The following is a 15,795-nucleotide window of genomic DNA, read 5'->3' as shown; positions in this document are numbered from 1 at the left end:
TTCGTATTTTGTTTGTTGTGGTGACTACATTATACTTCAAAAAGGGAGGTCATTGCTCTTTTTATTGCAAACTCCCATAAAATCGAGGTTTATACAATAAAAAAGGTAGTAAAATTTGACACTACCTACTAATTAAAGGAGGATACTATATGAAAATGTTACAGAGTATTGTTTTAAAAAAACGTATCGCTAAGGCGATGTGCATAACACTTACTTTGGGAATTATATCTATACAACCAAATGTTTCTTTTGCACAAACGTCAGATGCAGTAGTTTGTGTCAGTACGGAGTCATATGATTTAGTTACTGATGAGCAGGGATTGATTAATATGGCTCTAAATCAAACAAAAACAACGATGTCTATTACGAATAGTATTACGCAAGATACGATGAAAGCTGTCGATAATTCTGATGATAATGGATTAACTGTTGTTCAATTAGTTAATGAAAGTTATTACAGTGACGGAAGCATAGAAAAAGCATATGTTGTTGATAATTTTGCACTTGAAAACAAGGTTACAGGAAGTATCTCATATTCAAGCTCAACTACCAGTACGAATACTACAAAGTACAGTATTGCTGCTAGGCAGACGTTATATTTTACTTGCAAATACTATGAGTCAGGTGTAGTTGGTGTATATAATGATATTTTAGTTCATGCAACTAAAGTTGAATCTTATGTGAATTTTAGTTCAACTGCAGTTGCGTATTTTAAACATGGTATTATTGCAACTGCTTTTTTGAATACAAGTGTATATCCTGAGGTTTATAATATTCAAACTGTTGGGGCGCCGGTAAATAATAAATCATATTATGTATATGCGAATGAATCAAACTACTATAAATCTGACAGTAATGGTATGTATTCATCAATAATGAATGTACGTACTTCAAATAATAATGAATTTGAACTGCAAATCGATATATTAAGCATAGTGGATGGTATATAAAGTGAAGAAAAAAAGGGTATTGTCAACGGTTTTAATTATGTTTATCAGTGTTTTTCTTACATCATGTTCGAACAAATCGACTAGTAAAGATAAAGATTACGGGATTTCTTCTCCCATAAGTTATTTATCTTGGGGTACTAGTATTGATGAATGTAAAAGTAATCTTGCAGATCATCAAATAGATATGAATAATGAGGATAACAGTTTATTTTATCGTCTTTCTCCTACGGTAAGCATATTAGGTTACACAGATGAAATAACGGAGATACTTCTAAAGTTTGACCCTGCAAGTACAGAGGAGTATTATCCCTATCATTCAGAAGCATTAAGTTCTATACAGATCGTATTCACTGATATTGATCTTAATCAGTTGAAAGATAAAATTACCGAATTAGTTGGAAGCGAGGGAGAGCATTGGGTTGATAGTAAGGATATTTACTATGTTACTTGGAAGAGCACAGATACGCTTGATAATCTGGACCATGACTCCTACCAATTATTAGAGGATTTATGGTTGCTATTAGAAAGTAATACGAATGTAAAGGTAGCGCAATACAAAGAAAAGATTCAATCCATAAACAAAGTAGTCATGCATTATACAACAGAAAACGATTGTTCTGTAGAATTTTTTGGTGGAGTTAATGTATTACTATTCAATTTGAAGCAAGTAGACAAGTAGAATTAGTAAGTATAGTACTCTCGAAATAGAATAATGTAATTGATAAAAGTTGTCTTTGATCCTTACATCATATAATGAGTTGCCCGACAAATAGGATTTGTCGGGCATGAGTCTACGCATGACTACGCATTTTATGCTTTCGTCATGCTAAAAACATGCGAAATCCGCACTAATCGTGCTACTTTCTCATGTTTTAGCGGTCCCCATAGACACAATTTTTCATGCAAGCATGAAATTGTGTCTATTTGTCCCTTGACTCATATAATAAAAAGAGCTCTATATCCATCTTGGTACGTGATTCTAAGAATCACACACCAATGTTGGTATAGAGCTCTTTTGAGTATTCTTTCTTTTATTCTTTCGTTTGTTGATCGTTGTTATCGTCTTTCTTTCGAAAAACACGACATAACATCATGTATACATATAAGCATATAGGAATCACGATCGTACAGAATAGACTTGCTTTGAAAAGAGAAGCAGACGTCTTTGTGGCAAAGATAGCAGAAATCAAGGTAACAACATAGAGTCCTACTAAGAAAACAATGCCAATAATCGCTAAGATACGTTTCGATTTTTGCATGGGATAGTCCTTTCATGAATTGTTTACTAATGAAAAAGTGATTGAGGCATAATAACGTGTGTTCTTTCAACATAAACACAGGAGCGTACACCCCTACCATCTCTATTACGCAAGCATCGCACATCGAAAAATTTACTTCGTGCATGTGATTTCTATATTCACTACGAATAAAGCAATCATCTACGCGTTCTGAACATTCATGTGCGAAGTATGAATATATTATAGATTGCTCCACATAGAAATGCAACTAGCAAGAAAACGAAAAATATTTTTTGGAAATGTATAAACAAGATTGTTTCGATACATACTATAATTAATCTAATAACCAGTGAGGAAGTAAGTTGAACTTACCCTACTTCTGGTTTAGATTACAACACAGCAACGTTTACGTTTGCTGGTTGCAAATGATAATAGTTGGACTCCCCCTCCAATTATTATACAGTCGTCCGAAAGGGCGAAATCAGATTCTTGACAAGTCACTAAAGAAAAATTAAATACTTATCCTCCCCTTTTTGAATCACTTTGGTGATTCGGATACCTCTTACAATTGATAATTGTAAGAGGTATTTTTTCGGTAATCTCTAGGGGATTGGTTGGTAACTTTACGGAATAGATCCCCGAAATAGTTGCTATCACTAAAGCCACATCGTGTCGCAATGGAAGTAATGGAATCATTGGTATCTGCTAGGAGATGAGCAGCTTCTTTTAACCTTGTATGAATCAGATATTCTTTAAAACCAAAACCAGTAGAAGTCTTGAACTTTTTAGAAAAATACGTTGGAGAAAGATTTACATAAGCTGCTACATCTTCTAGTGTAAGGTCGCTGGAATAATTGTTACAGATATATTGCGCTGCACTTACAATATCAGAATCCGTTGTCGTATCTTCGTTCTGCATATGAGAAGATTCCTTTGTTCGCATTAAGAAAACCAGAAGTTCCTCAAAATAATTTAATAGGAGAGAGGAAGAAAAATTATCTTGTGAAGAATATTCCTGTAACATACGATTCAATAATTGTTGAAAGTAATCATTGGAATCCTCTCCAATGGTTCTTTTTTGTGTACAAAGACAAGCAGAACGGATATCCTCTGTAATAGGTAAGTGAAGAGATGAGAGCCATTGCTCATTAAAATATAGAACGATTCGTTCATGGCAGGAATCGGAAAGAAAGGAGGTGCGATGCAATTCCCCTTTGGAGATGAGAACTAGATCATGCTCATGAAGTGTATAAAAACTGTGATTGATGAAGAATTTACGTGTTCCAGATAGCAAGAAGTACAGTTCATATTCGGAATGAAAGTGATTGGATTCCATCTGGAAATAAGGTCCTCGTGAAACTTTATCAATATAAAAATCCATGATTTTATTGTTCATAGGTTTGGGTTCTTCCTTTCGTTGTTTATTGATTAGGGTGTGAAATTCCTGTGTTGTATTACAGTAGTCATAAATCTATATCGACAAGTTTACCACAAAAAAACAGTACTTTAAAGAAAAATACCCTAGAAAAACAGTAGAATCTACTTAGAAATTGCGATAAAATACCAACATAAAACATGGGCAATGTATGGAATATGAATAGAGTACTCAATTGGACAGATTGAAGTTACAGAATATGAACATATAGGATTTGCATGGGTTGAGTATTGGAAGTAAAGAGGTAAGTAATGAAAACGGAAAACGAGAAGTTATCAAAAAGAGACGAGAAAAATAGGGAATACATATTAAACGGGAACATGTGGAGCGTGGTGATGCGAATATGCTTTCCTTTGGCGTTGTATCAATCTTTGACACAGATTTTTAAGATATTTGATTCTCAAATGGCCTCCTACATTAGTTCGGAAGCAGTATCAGCAGTAGCATATCTTTCACAGTTGAATATGGCAATCAGTGCTGTTGGTGGAGGACTGGCGGTAGGGGCGAGTTTGAAGATTAGTGAGACTTTTGGAGCAGGAGATTTTAAGAAGGTTAAGAAACAGGTAAGTACGTTATATTTGATCTGTGGATTAATTGGACTGATTATAATTGGTGTATTCGTTCCATTTGCAGAAGGATTTCTTCGTATGGCTAAGACACCAGATGAATTGATTACAGTTGGAAAACAATATTTCATAATAGAAACCTTTTCTTTGGTAATCCTGTTCTTTAACAATGTGTATATTGCAATTGAGAGAGCAAGGGGGAATTCGAAACGAATCCTGAATCTGAATGTTATGATGATTGTGGTGAAATTATCCTTGACAGCTTGGTTTGTATATGGATTACACGGGAATGTAACCAGTATAGCAATAGCAACGTTGCTATCTCAACTTTTGATGTTTGGTATCGCTATTAAGAATATGAGTGGAAAAGAAGGAATCTTTGGATTCTCTATTCGAGCAACAGCATTGAATCATGAAATTGCTTCTCCAATGATTAAACAGTCAATACCTGTTATTGTAGAGAAGTTCTCGTTCGCAATAGGGAAAGTAATCGTGAATTCCATGAGTACAGGGTATGGAGCACTAACAGTAGGAGCATTAGGGATATCAAATAATATTGGTGGGATTACAACCAATCCTCAAAATGGATTCCAAGAGGGTGGAGCGGCTATTATCAGTCAGAACTTAGGAGCTAAGCAGTATGATCGTGCCTTTGACGCATTTAAAAAGATAATGGTTTGTAATATTGTAGTTGGATTTATTGGTTATGGATTGACAATGTGGAATCTCCAGATCATCAGTGGAATGTTTGCAAAAGATGATGTTGTTTTTAGAGAATTGATACAGCATATCTATCGTTATGAAGCATATGGTGTGGTACCACTTGGAATACATGCATCAATTATGGCATTGCTGTACGGATATGGTTTGATGAAATACACATTCTTAGTGAATTTTATGCGCGTATTTGCACTAAGAGTTCCTGTGCTATGGTTTCTACAGAATTACACAAACATCGGAAGTGATAGTGTTGGTATTGTCATGATGATCAGCAACATAGGCGTAGGGGTGCTATCAGCATTGATTGCAATCATTGAGATTGGTAAGATTAGAAAGCAGAGAATGCAAGAAGAGCAAAGGGTAGCAGTATAAGGAAAAATATAGAACGATAAATCGAATGGTAAATATACCAAGAAAAAAGACAATATATATAGGACTAAAATAGAACAATAAACAGAACCAATATATAAATTAGGTAAATAGAATAAAGAGATCGAAGTAAAATGAGGAAAAAAAGACAAGTAATTTAGATTTTCGTTTACGTTAAGAGGTATCTTACGAAACGAATTCTAAGTTCTTGTCTTTTCTTTGTTTGCAACTAGAAGTCTGTTGTTTCTCTTTTTACTAATTCTGCTGAGAAGACAGAACGGAACGGAACAGAATTCCCATTAAATATATTCATCAGAGTTGAAACGCAGTTTTTACAGATTGTTTCAAGCTTATTGTCAATGGAAGTCAATTCTGGATCACAACAGGTTGCAATCATGGAATTGTTATAACCGATAATTGAGAGATCCTTTGGAACGGAGATTCCTTTTAACTTGGCAAATTTTAGTGCACCAACGGCAAGATTGTCGTCTGATGTTATGATCGAATCAAATGTAAGGCCTTTCTTTGTCAAATTTACTAAGAAATCTCTAGTTTCGTGAATATCACCAACAAAATATTGAATATAAGATTCATTAATCTTTAAACCCATCTCAGAATAGGCATCATGAAACCCTTTTAACTTCTTTTTACCACTATATGAATGAGAATTGTAAAGATATAAGATGCGCTCATGCCCTGTTTTTAAGAGCTTTTGTGTAATCTGAAAAGTCGCGTGATAATCATCACAGAGAGAACTATAGATATTAGGGGCATCGATGGCACCATTTAGTAACATGATAGGTACAGATTTTGCAGCTTCTTTTATATACTGATTTTTTTCTTCATCTGCTTCGACGAAATTTGAACCTACTAAGATGATACTGTCTACTTTCTTGGAAAGTAGCAAATTAAGATACTTTTCTTTGTCTTCCTGATTATAACCGGTACAACAAAGAAGGGAATCATATTGTTCTTTATGTAACATTTGTTCAATGTAGTAAATTGCACTTGCTAGATATGGGTCAGAAGAATCAGCGCATAGAATACCGATCGTCTGCATGGTATTAAGTCCCAGACCTCTTGCAAATGCATTTGGTGTATAATCATATTGTTCAATAACGGCCATTACTTTTTTACGTGTTTTTTCACTCACGTTGCTGTTCCCATTGATTACTCTTGAAACAGTGGCGATAGAAACCCCCGCTTTTTGTGAAATGTCGTATATGTTCATTCTTTTACCTCTCTCAATACATGTTTACGTGTGACGTATGAACGTCATTTTGCTTATTTAATATAGGGTAACTGTTTCAGAACGAATCAGTTCTGAATAGTTGCAGAATAAGAAAATACTAATTTAATAGATAGTTATATATGTTACCAATAATGCGAATAGAGGCTAACATACGATAAAATCTAGCATATCTATTATACTATATTTTGTCTGAACAGGAAATGCTTGCATTGAATTATCTGAAAGATTCGTTGCATTTCATACATTATATGTAAGTACTTTCATTTCTATACACATTATATATGATAATTATAGCAGTTACAAGAGAAAAAACAGGAAGCAATGAATAAAAGTATACAAAAAAATGGGGAATGATTGAATCTATATTGATGAAAATGACATATTGTTTAAAAAATAGTATTGACTAAATTATTAAAATGTTGTAATATCAATGTAAGCACTTACATATAATATTACATATAACTTACAGAGCCCATGTAAGTAGTAATTTAGTTAAGTGTAGAAGAAATGTGAAATCAAGAAAAAGGAAAAAGGAGAGGGCTTTTTATGAAAAAATTCAAAAAAGTTGTAGCACTTTGCTTAGCATGTACTATGGTATTATCTTTAGCTGCATGTGGCAAAAAAGATTCATCTTCTAAGAACAACACAGCATCTACAGAAGAAGGATCTACAGAAGGTTCTACTGAACAAGTAACAATTAAGTTATCTTGGTGGGGTGGAGATGAAAGACATACTGCAACAATTGACGCAGTAAACAAATTTATGGAATTAAACCCAGACGTTAAAGTAGAGATGGATTACGGCGCATGGTCTGGTTGGGAAGATAAGATGTCAACAGCATTCTACTCAAGCACAGCTGCTGATGTTAACCAAATTAACTGGAACTGGCTTACATCTTTCAGTTCTGATGGAAGCGTTTTCTTAGATTTAAACACTGTAAAAGATACGTTAGATTTGTCTAAATTTTCACAAGCTGCTTTAGATCAATGTGTAGTTGCTGATTCACTTCAAGCAGTTCCTGTATCAATGACAGGTAGAATTTTCTACTTCAACAAGACTACATTTGAAAAAGCTGGCATTGCAGTTCCAACTTCTTTAGAAGAATTAAAAGCTGCTGGTCAAACTTTCAAAGATACTCTTGGAGAAGATTATTATCCATTAGTACTTGGTGAATACGACAGAATGATTCTTATGGTTTACTACTTAGAATCTGTATACGGTAAGAACTGGGTAGAAAACGGAACACTTAACTATACAAACGAAGAAATCCAAGCTGGTATTGAATTTATTCAATCATTAGAAGATGCTCATGTAACTCCAAGTATTCAAACAATCTTAGGTGATGGTGCTGAATCATTAGATAAGAACCCTAAGTGGATGGACGGAACATATGCTGGTATTTTTGAATGGGATTCTTCTGCTACTAAATTCAGAGACGCTCTAAATGAAGGTCAAGAATTCGTAGTTGGTGATTACTTCAAAGATATGGGTGAATACCAAGGTGGATTCTCTAAAGTTTCTTTAGGGTTTGCTATTTCTAAAAACACAAAATACCCAGAACAATGTGCAAGATTAATCAACTTCTTATTAAATGAAGATGAAGGTGTTGCTATCATGGGATCACAAAGAGGTATTCCTCTAAGTGCAAGTGGTTTAGCTTACTGCCAAAACAACAACTTATTAGATGCTACTGTTGCTGAAGCAAACTCTAAGATCTTAGCTTGGACGCAATTCCAATTAGATCCAACATTTGAAGATGCAAAATTAAAAGGAACTGATGGTGTTTACTATGATGCATTCCAAGGCTTAAGCTATGGTGAATATGATTCTGCTAAGACTGCTAAAGTATTAGCTGACGGAATCAATGATGTTCTTGGTAAATAATCAATAAAATAACGATTTGTTTGGAAAACTTCTTATAGGAGTAAACTTCTATTAAAGAAGACAAACTTCTATTCAGGAGAAGGACTGATGTGTAGAAGAAGGGGATATCCTTTCGGGTATCCCTTCCTTTATGCAAATGAAAGAAGATTTGTGAAATTGTTGACAGGAGAGAGTCATGATCGTAACACAGTATCTAAAAACATATCTTTCAAATTACCAAAACTATAAAGAGTATTGGAATTATGAAGATGGGTGTGTACTTATGGGTTGCAAAGAGATGTATGATACAACTGGAGATTTGTTTTACAAGGAATTTATTCAAACATATGTGGATTCATTTGTTAATCTGGAAGGAACAATTTCGAGGTATAAAAGAGAGAGTTATAGTTTAGATAGTATTAATGCAGGCAAGATTTTATTTTTCCTCTATAAACAGACGAAGGAAGATAAATACTACAAAGCGATTGAATATAGTATGGATCAGCTTAGGAAACAGCCGAGAACCAATTGTGGTAACTTCTGGCATAAGAAGATATATCCAAATCAAATATGGTTAGATGGCCTGTATATGGCACTACCATTCTACATGGCTTACGAGACTGTATTTAATAAGAAGGAAAATTATAATGACATCATCAATCAATTCATGAATGTCAGAAAATATATATTTGATGATAAGAAGCAACTTTATTATCATGGCTATGATGAGACAAAGACAATGCCTTGGGCGGATCCAATAACGGGGGTATCAAAGAGTTTTTGGTTACGTGCAATGGGTTGGTATCTCATGGCATTGATCGACACAATGGATGTTATGTCGATTGAAATATTTGAAGCTTATAAAACGTTAGAAGGTTTGTTCAAAGAAGCTGTTAAGGGAATCTTGCAGTATCAGGACAAAAATAATAAGATGTTTTATCAGGTTATAGATAGAAGTGACGTGAAAGAAAATTATACAGAAACGTCAGGAACTTCTATGATTGCTTATGCAATTTTTAAAGGCTGTCGACTTGGTGTACTTTCTGAAGAAAGATATAAGAAACGTGCAGAAGAAATCTTAGCAAGTGTAATTGAACAAAAACTTGTTGAGAAAGATGGTACAAAAGTGTTAACAGATATTTGCCATGCAGCAGGACTAGGTCCAAGTACAGAAAGAGATGGCAGTATCTTGTATTATTTGTCTGAAGAAGTCGCAGTAGATGACCCAAAAGGCGTTGGTCCTTTTATGATGGCATATGCACAAAGTCTAATGACGAAGTAATACACTAGAAAGGGAGGAAAAAAATATGGCAAAGAATGCAGTAGACTCGGCAGTTTTTGTTCCAAAGAAAAAGTTTTCGATGAAAAAAACGATGAAGAATAATATGGGATTTTTCTTTATTTTACCATGGTTAATCGGATTTTTAGTATTCCGTCTTTATCCGTTTGCATCTTCTTTGGTTTACAGTTTTACAGATTTTCATTTATTTAACGGGATTAATGAGACAGGTCTTATGAATTATCAGGAGATCTTCACTTCGGATAAGATCTTGAAAGCGTTAAAGGTTACCTTCAAATATTCATTCATTACGGTGCCTTTAAAGTTAACTGCCGCACTATTCATTGCTTATATCTTAAACTTTAAGATCAAAGGTGTTAACTTATTCCGTACAGCATACTATATTCCATCTATTCTTGGTGGTTCCGTAGCAATCGCTGTTTTATGGAAAGCAATCTTTAGAGATGACGGATTAGTAAATACAATGTTAGGCTTCTTCGGTATTGAAGGACCACATTGGTTAAGTGATCCAAAATATGCGATCTTTATTATTTGTTTACTTCGTGTATGGCAATTTGGTTCTGCAATGGTTATCTTCCTTGCAGCACTTAAGAATGTACCAGAAGAATTATATGAAGCAGCATCTATCGATGGAGCAGGAAAATGGAGACAATTCTTCAAGATTACAGTTCCTATGATCACTCCAGTTATTTTCTATAACTTAGTAACGCAGTTATGTCAAGCGTTCCAAGAATTCAATGGACCTTATATCATTACTCACGGTGGTCCAAGAAACTCAACAACGTTAATGTCATTATTGGTTTACAACAGTGCGTTCCAATCACATGAAATGGGTCTTGCAAGTGCAATGGCATGGGTAATGTTTATTATCGTAATGATACTTACTGGTATTGCATTCTGGAGCCAGAAACACTGGGTATACTATAGCGATAGTGATGGGAGGTAGAAAATAATGTCGTTGAAAACTAGAAAGATCATAGCTACTATTCTAAAGTACGCAGTATTACTCTTTGTAGGGCTTTTCATGGTCTATCCATTATTATGGATGATCAGTGCAACATTTAAGAGCAACAATGAAATCTTCGCTGGTGTTGGTTTGTTTGCGAAAGAACCTACTTTAGATGGATATAAAAAGGCATTCCAAGGATTTGGTGGCGATATTAACTTAGTAAAATCCTTAATTAACACATATTCATATGTAATTCCTAAAGTTGTCTTTACTGTAATATCAGCAGTAATTACCGCTTATGGATTTGGTAGATTTCAGTTCAAAGGTAGAAACTTCCTTTTCGCTGTATTAATGGGAACATTATTCTTACCTCAGGTAGTATTGAATGTACCTCAGTTCATCTTATTCAATCGTTTAGGATGGGTTGATTCACCATTATACTTACCAATTATTGTTCCAACTCTTTTTGCTGTTGATACGTATTTCGTATTTATGTTAATTCAGTTCTTACGTAATGTACCAAGAGAATTAGAAGAAGCAGCAGAAATTGATGGTTGTAATGTAATTCAAACATTAGTTAAAGTTATTGTACCAATGCTTAAACCAGCAATCGTTTCTTGTGCGTTATTCCAGTTTATGTGGTCATCAAACGACTTCATGGGACCTTTGCTTTATGTAAGTACACCATCTCGTTATCCAGCGTCTTACTTCGTTAAGTTGTCAATGGATGCCGATAATGGATTCCAATGGAACAGAGTATTAGCAGTTTCCTTGATCTCAATCTTACCATCCTTGATTGTATTCTTCTGTGCACAGAGTACGTTCGTAGATGGTATCACAGCTGGTGGTGTAAAAGGTTAAAATCAAACAGGATTTGGTGCCAGTCGGTTTAGGATGGTAAATATATAGAAAACAGGCTGCTGAATGTGTTCAATTTAGCAGCCTGTTTCCATAAAAAAGAGAATGTCAGTGGTTCGTTGTTGATCTGATTATTTGAGGAGATTCGTATATAGCAAACATCTACTCGCTAGAAAATTGTAAGTGCGAAGTTTGAGTTAATCACTCAAATCATGAGATCAACTACGAAGTTGTGATGGATAGTCAATGAAGTAGTTTTAATATGATTTCTTTGATGAGTCATGGAAGCAGAGAAGAGAGGAAGGTGAATAGAAGAATGAATCTTGCGATTCTAATGAAAACAGCGAGAAACGTTGTGTTAGAGATTAACGATGAAGGTGTGTATGAAACGAAGTGTCAATATGACATTTTTGTAAATGAAGAATATAGATGTAGTACGAATAAGGTCGTAACAAGTTTATATGAGCTTTGGCCTGATACGGAATACCTGATCCAGGTGAAGAAAGAGGGGGAAACACTTGCAGACATAACTTTTCGCACCGATTATGAATTTGTTACATTGGATGTTACGAAATTTGGAGCTAAAGGGGATGGCATACAAGATGATACCACATTTATTCAGGCAGCGATTATGGCTTGTCCAAAGGAAAGTAGAGTCTATTTCCCAAAAGGAACATATAAAGTAACGAGTATTTTCTTAAAAAGTGATATTCGAATCGAATTTGCGAAGGGTGCGATGTTGTCTGCGGATACGGAGCGTGAACATTTTCCTAAATTCCAAGGATTAATCGAAAGTTTTGATGAAACTGAGGAATACAATCTAGGAACTTGGGAAGGAAACCCACTGGTCATGTATTCTGGCATTATCACAGGAGTTAACGTAGAGAATGTTCTAATCTATGGACAAGGGATCATAGAAGGAAATGCTAGCAGGGAAAACTGGTGGTTTAATGAGAAAGTGATGCGTGGGGCATTCCGTCCTCGCTTGTTCTTTATTAATCATTGTAAGAATGTAGTCGTACAAGGATTGCTATTTCGGAATAGTCCAGCTTGGACAATTCATCCGTATTTTAGTCAGAATATTGGCTTCTATGATGTGGCAGTGGAAAATCCTGCAGATTCACCGAATACCGATGGACTTGACCCTGAATCCTGTGAAAATGTTGACATCGTTGGTGTTCGATTCACATTAGGAGATGACTGTGTAGCAATTAAATCTGGGAAAATCTACATGGGTCGTAAGCACAAAAAACCTTCTACCAATATTACCATCCGTCAATGTCTTATGGAAAATGGACATGGAGCAGTAACCATTGGAAGTGAAATGGCAGGTGGAGTAAATCACGTTTTCGTGAAAGATTGTATCTTTCGGAGAACGGATCGTGGGCTACGGATCAAAACAAGAAGAGGACGTGGAAAAGATGCCATCTTAGATGAAATCGTATTCGAGAATATTAAGATGGAACAGGTTATGACACCATTTGTAGTAAATGCATTTTATTTCTGTGATCCTGATGGACGAACGGAATATGTGCAATCCAAAGAAACATATCCAGTTGATGAACGGACACCTTTGATTAAATCCCTGGCATTTCGACATATTACTTGTGAAGACTGTCATGTTGCTGCTGCGTATTTTTATGGTCTGCCAGAAAAGAAAATTGAATATATCGAAATGAAAGATATTAACGTTACGTATGCCCAGAATCCCCAAAAGGATGTACCAGCCATGATGAATGGCATTGAGCCATGTTCCAAACTTGGAATCTATGCGAATAATATTGAAAAAATGGTCATCGAGAATGTAAGGATTACGGGACAAGAAGGAGAAGCGATGACGTTACTTCATATTGATGATCCACAGATACAATAAGAATGTAGTCATTGGAAAGGAGTAAGATATGCAGATCGGATTAAGACTTCATGATGCAAAACAATTACCATTAAAGGAACGTTTAGAAGAGATAAGAAAGCAAGGGTTTGTGTGTGGACATTTGGCATTGTCAAAAGTAATCACAGAGAATTCTGTTGCGAATCCTGCATTAACTCCAGGATACGCCATGTATCTTAAGAATCTGTTCGCTAAAAATGAAATCGATATCGCAGTTCTTGGCTGTTATCTGAATCTGGCTAATCCAGATCAGGAACAATTAGCTGTAATCAAGGAACGCTATATGGCAAATATTCGTTTCGCGGCACATTTAGGCTGTGGCGTTGTTGGAACAGAAACGGGAGCGCCTAATACGGAATATTCCTTTGAACCCGCTTGCCATAGTGAAGAGGCTTTAGAAATATTCATACAAAACCTAAAGCCAATCGTTGCATATGCGGAGAAGATGGGCGTAATTGTTGCCATTGAACCCGTATATAAACATATCGTTTGTAATCCAAAGAGGGCTAGGTATGTTCTTGATACGATTCAATCTCCGAACTTACAGATTATCTTAGACCCAGTGAATCTGTTGTTTGAAGGAAATTATCAAGATCGTGACGCTATCATTTCGGAAGCCATCACCTTATTGGGAAAAGATGTTGCAGTCGTTCATTTAAAAGATTTTATAATTGAGAATGGAATGATGAAATCTGTTGCAGCCGGTACAGGGATGATGAATTATGAACATATTTTACAGTTTATTAAGAAAGATAAACCGTTTATTCATACTACATTAGAGAATACGACACCGGATAATGCCGTGTCCGCTAGAGAATATCTAGAAAAGATCTATCAGTCCATATAATAAACGTTTGCTTTTTATTGATAGAAGAAACAAAGCCTCTGTAGAGAGGTTTGAGAAGAAAGGGATAAGTAATGATGAAAATTAATGAAAAGATTGAAAAGAAATTTGGTAAGTATCCAGAGAAGATCTTACAATTCGGAGAAGGTAATTTCTTACGTGCCTTTGCAGATTGGATGATCGATGGAGCGAACGAAAGAGGCGACTATCAAGGAAGCATCGTACTTTGTCAGCCAATTGGTGATTTCCCTAAGATGGCAGATATGATCAATGCACAAGACGGGATCTATACATTAGCAATGAGAGGCATTGAAAATGGAGAGCCTGTTGAAAAGATTAAACCAATTACAAGTGTATCAAGATGTATCAATGCATATCGTGATTTTGATGCGCTTATGGAGATTGCACGTAGTGCTGATTTAGAAGTTGTCATTTCGAATACAACAGAAGCAGGTATTACGTATAAAGAAGGAGATCAAGTGACAGATCGACCTGCAAGCTCTTTCCCAGCGAAAGTAACACAATTCTTATATGAAAGATTCAAAGCATTTAACGGAGATAAGAGCAAAGGACTTCTGTTCTTACCAGTAGAATTAATTGATTATAACGGCTCTGAGTTAAAGAGAATCGTTCTTCAATATGCAAATGAATGGAACCTTGGTGAAGACTTCCTGACTTGGATCGAGGAAGCAAACAAATTCACCAATACATTGGTTGACCGTATTGTAACGGGATATCCTAGAGACCAAATTAGCTATTTTGAAGAAAAGAATGGGTATTCTGATGATGTAATCGTTACAAGTGAAGTATTTAACTTATGGGTTATTGAAGGAAAGAAAGAATGGGCAGACATTCTTCCAATTCATAAAGGAGAAGCCAATGTTCTTTGGACAGAAGATGTGAAACCTTACAAGATGAGAAAAGTTCGTATCTTAAATGGTGGTCATACATCAACTGTATTAGCTGCGTACCTTGCTGGACATAATATCGTACTTGATTTTATGAAAGACGATGTATTCGAAGGATATTTAGAAAAATTACTACACAGTGAAGTAATTCCTACATTAGATTTACCAAAAGAAGAGTTAGAACAGTTCGCAAAAGCAGTTGGTGAACGTTTTGCAAATCCATATATCAAACATAACTTACTTGATATCTCACTTAATTCTTGTGCCAAATTCAACGCAAGATGTTTGCCTTCTTTACTTGGTTATGTTGAGAAATTCAATGAAATTCCTAAGTTATTAACCTTCTCCTTAGCAGCATTTATCAAATTCTATCAAGTAAAAGCTGTAGATGGTAAATACATGGGATGTCGTGCAGATGGAACAGAGTATCAAGTAAAAGATGATGCGGAAGTATTATCGTTCTTTGAAAAGGTATGGGAAGACAACACAAGTGCACAAATCGCCAAAGCGGTATTATCCAATACAGCATTCTGGAGCGGAAAAGACTTAACAGAAGTAGCTGGTTTAGAAGAAACAGTAGCTGCTTATCTAGAAGAGATGAATAGCAAAGATATGAGAGAAATCGTAGCAAGTCTGTAATAATGACATGCAC

At 35.3% G+C, this 15,795-nt stretch carries 13 protein-coding genes; 10 read left to right on the top strand and 3 right to left on the bottom strand.

The genetic code is table 11. The annotated features are described in order from the left end of the window. The first annotated feature begins 149 nt into the window (after positions 1–149). Both HBB17_RS08000 and HBB17_RS07995 read left to right on the top strand, forming a co-directional pair. Positions 150–950 carry a hypothetical protein gene (locus HBB17_RS08000; protein WP_167956976.1) on the top strand — a complete coding sequence of 267 codons (801 nt, stop codon included), beginning with the start codon at positions 150–152 and terminating at the stop codon, positions 948–950. Between the two features lies 1 nt (position 951). Further along, positions 952–1,629: a hypothetical protein gene (locus tag HBB17_RS07995; RefSeq protein WP_167956975.1), complete on the top strand. Its 678-nt coding sequence runs from the start codon at positions 952–954 to the stop codon at positions 1,627–1,629. Between the two features lie 352 nt (positions 1,630–1,981). Here HBB17_RS07995 and HBB17_RS07990 read toward each other — a convergent pair whose 3' ends face one another. Both HBB17_RS07990 and HBB17_RS07985 read right to left on the bottom strand, forming a co-directional pair. After that, positions 1,982–2,209: a hypothetical protein gene (locus tag HBB17_RS07990; protein ID WP_167956974.1), complete on the bottom strand. Its 228-nt coding sequence runs from the start codon at positions 2,207–2,209 to the stop codon at positions 1,982–1,984. A 541-nt stretch (positions 2,210–2,750) separates the two neighbouring features. After that, on the bottom strand, positions 2,751–3,584 hold the full coding sequence (locus HBB17_RS07985) for a helix-turn-helix domain-containing protein (RefSeq protein ID WP_167956973.1): 834 nt from the start codon (positions 3,582–3,584) through the stop codon (positions 2,751–2,753). 290 nt (positions 3,585–3,874) lie between these two features. Here HBB17_RS07985 and HBB17_RS07980 point away from each other — a divergent pair, with 290 nt between their 5' ends. Further along, positions 3,875–5,281: an MATE family efflux transporter gene (locus tag HBB17_RS07980; protein WP_167956972.1), complete on the top strand. Its 1,407-nt coding sequence runs from the start codon at positions 3,875–3,877 to the stop codon at positions 5,279–5,281. Between the two features lie 226 nt (positions 5,282–5,507). Here the strand turns inward: HBB17_RS07980 and HBB17_RS07975 are convergent, their stop codons facing one another. Continuing rightward, positions 5,508–6,509, bottom strand: a complete 1,002-nt coding sequence (locus HBB17_RS07975; protein ID WP_167956971.1) for a LacI family DNA-binding transcriptional regulator — start codon at positions 6,507–6,509, stop codon at positions 5,508–5,510. A gap of 567 nt (positions 6,510–7,076) precedes the next feature. Here HBB17_RS07975 and HBB17_RS07970 point away from each other — a divergent pair. The 7 genes from HBB17_RS07970 (at position 7,077) to HBB17_RS07940 (ending at position 15,782) form a co-directional block, all read left to right on the top strand. Further along, on the top strand, positions 7,077–8,414 hold the full coding sequence (locus HBB17_RS07970) for an ABC transporter substrate-binding protein (protein WP_167956970.1): 1,338 nt from the start codon (positions 7,077–7,079) through the stop codon (positions 8,412–8,414). 175 nt (positions 8,415–8,589) lie between these two features. Further along, complete coding sequence (locus HBB17_RS07965; protein WP_167956969.1) at positions 8,590–9,675, top strand: glycoside hydrolase family 88/105 protein; 1,086 nt, start codon at positions 8,590–8,592, stop codon at positions 9,673–9,675. A gap of 79 nt (positions 9,676–9,754) precedes the next feature. After that, entirely contained in the window at positions 9,755–10,639 is an 885-nt protein-coding gene (locus HBB17_RS07960) for a carbohydrate ABC transporter permease (protein ID WP_238483704.1), read from the top strand. A 6-nt stretch (positions 10,640–10,645) separates the two neighbouring features. After that, positions 10,646–11,503 (top strand): carbohydrate ABC transporter permease, encoded by an 858-nt coding sequence (locus HBB17_RS07955; protein WP_167956967.1) that lies wholly within the window; start codon positions 10,646–10,648, stop codon positions 11,501–11,503. 313 nt (positions 11,504–11,816) lie between these two features. Continuing rightward, the gene (locus HBB17_RS07950; protein ID WP_167956979.1) at positions 11,817–13,373 is read left to right on the top strand and encodes a glycoside hydrolase family 28 protein; all 1,557 of its coding nucleotides are present in this window, start codon (positions 11,817–11,819) and stop codon (positions 13,371–13,373) included. Positions 13,374–13,401: 28 nt separating this feature from the next. After that, a complete protein-coding gene (locus HBB17_RS07945; protein ID WP_167956966.1) occupies positions 13,402–14,238 on the top strand; it encodes a sugar phosphate isomerase/epimerase family protein in 837 nt (278 codons plus the stop codon). Between the two features lie 71 nt (positions 14,239–14,309). Next, the gene (locus HBB17_RS07940) at positions 14,310–15,782 is read left to right on the top strand and encodes a tagaturonate reductase (protein WP_167956965.1); all 1,473 of its coding nucleotides are present in this window, start codon (positions 14,310–14,312) and stop codon (positions 15,780–15,782) included. Positions 15,783–15,795: the final 13 nt, after the last annotated feature.

The organism is Anaerosporobacter faecicola (assembly GCF_012070565.1).
Taxonomy (GTDB): Bacteria; Bacillota; Clostridia; order Lachnospirales; family Lachnospiraceae; genus Anaerosporobacter; species Anaerosporobacter faecicola.
The sequence above is the reverse complement of the archived record's forward strand: the minus strand, read 5'-3'. Positions and strand labels throughout refer to the sequence as shown.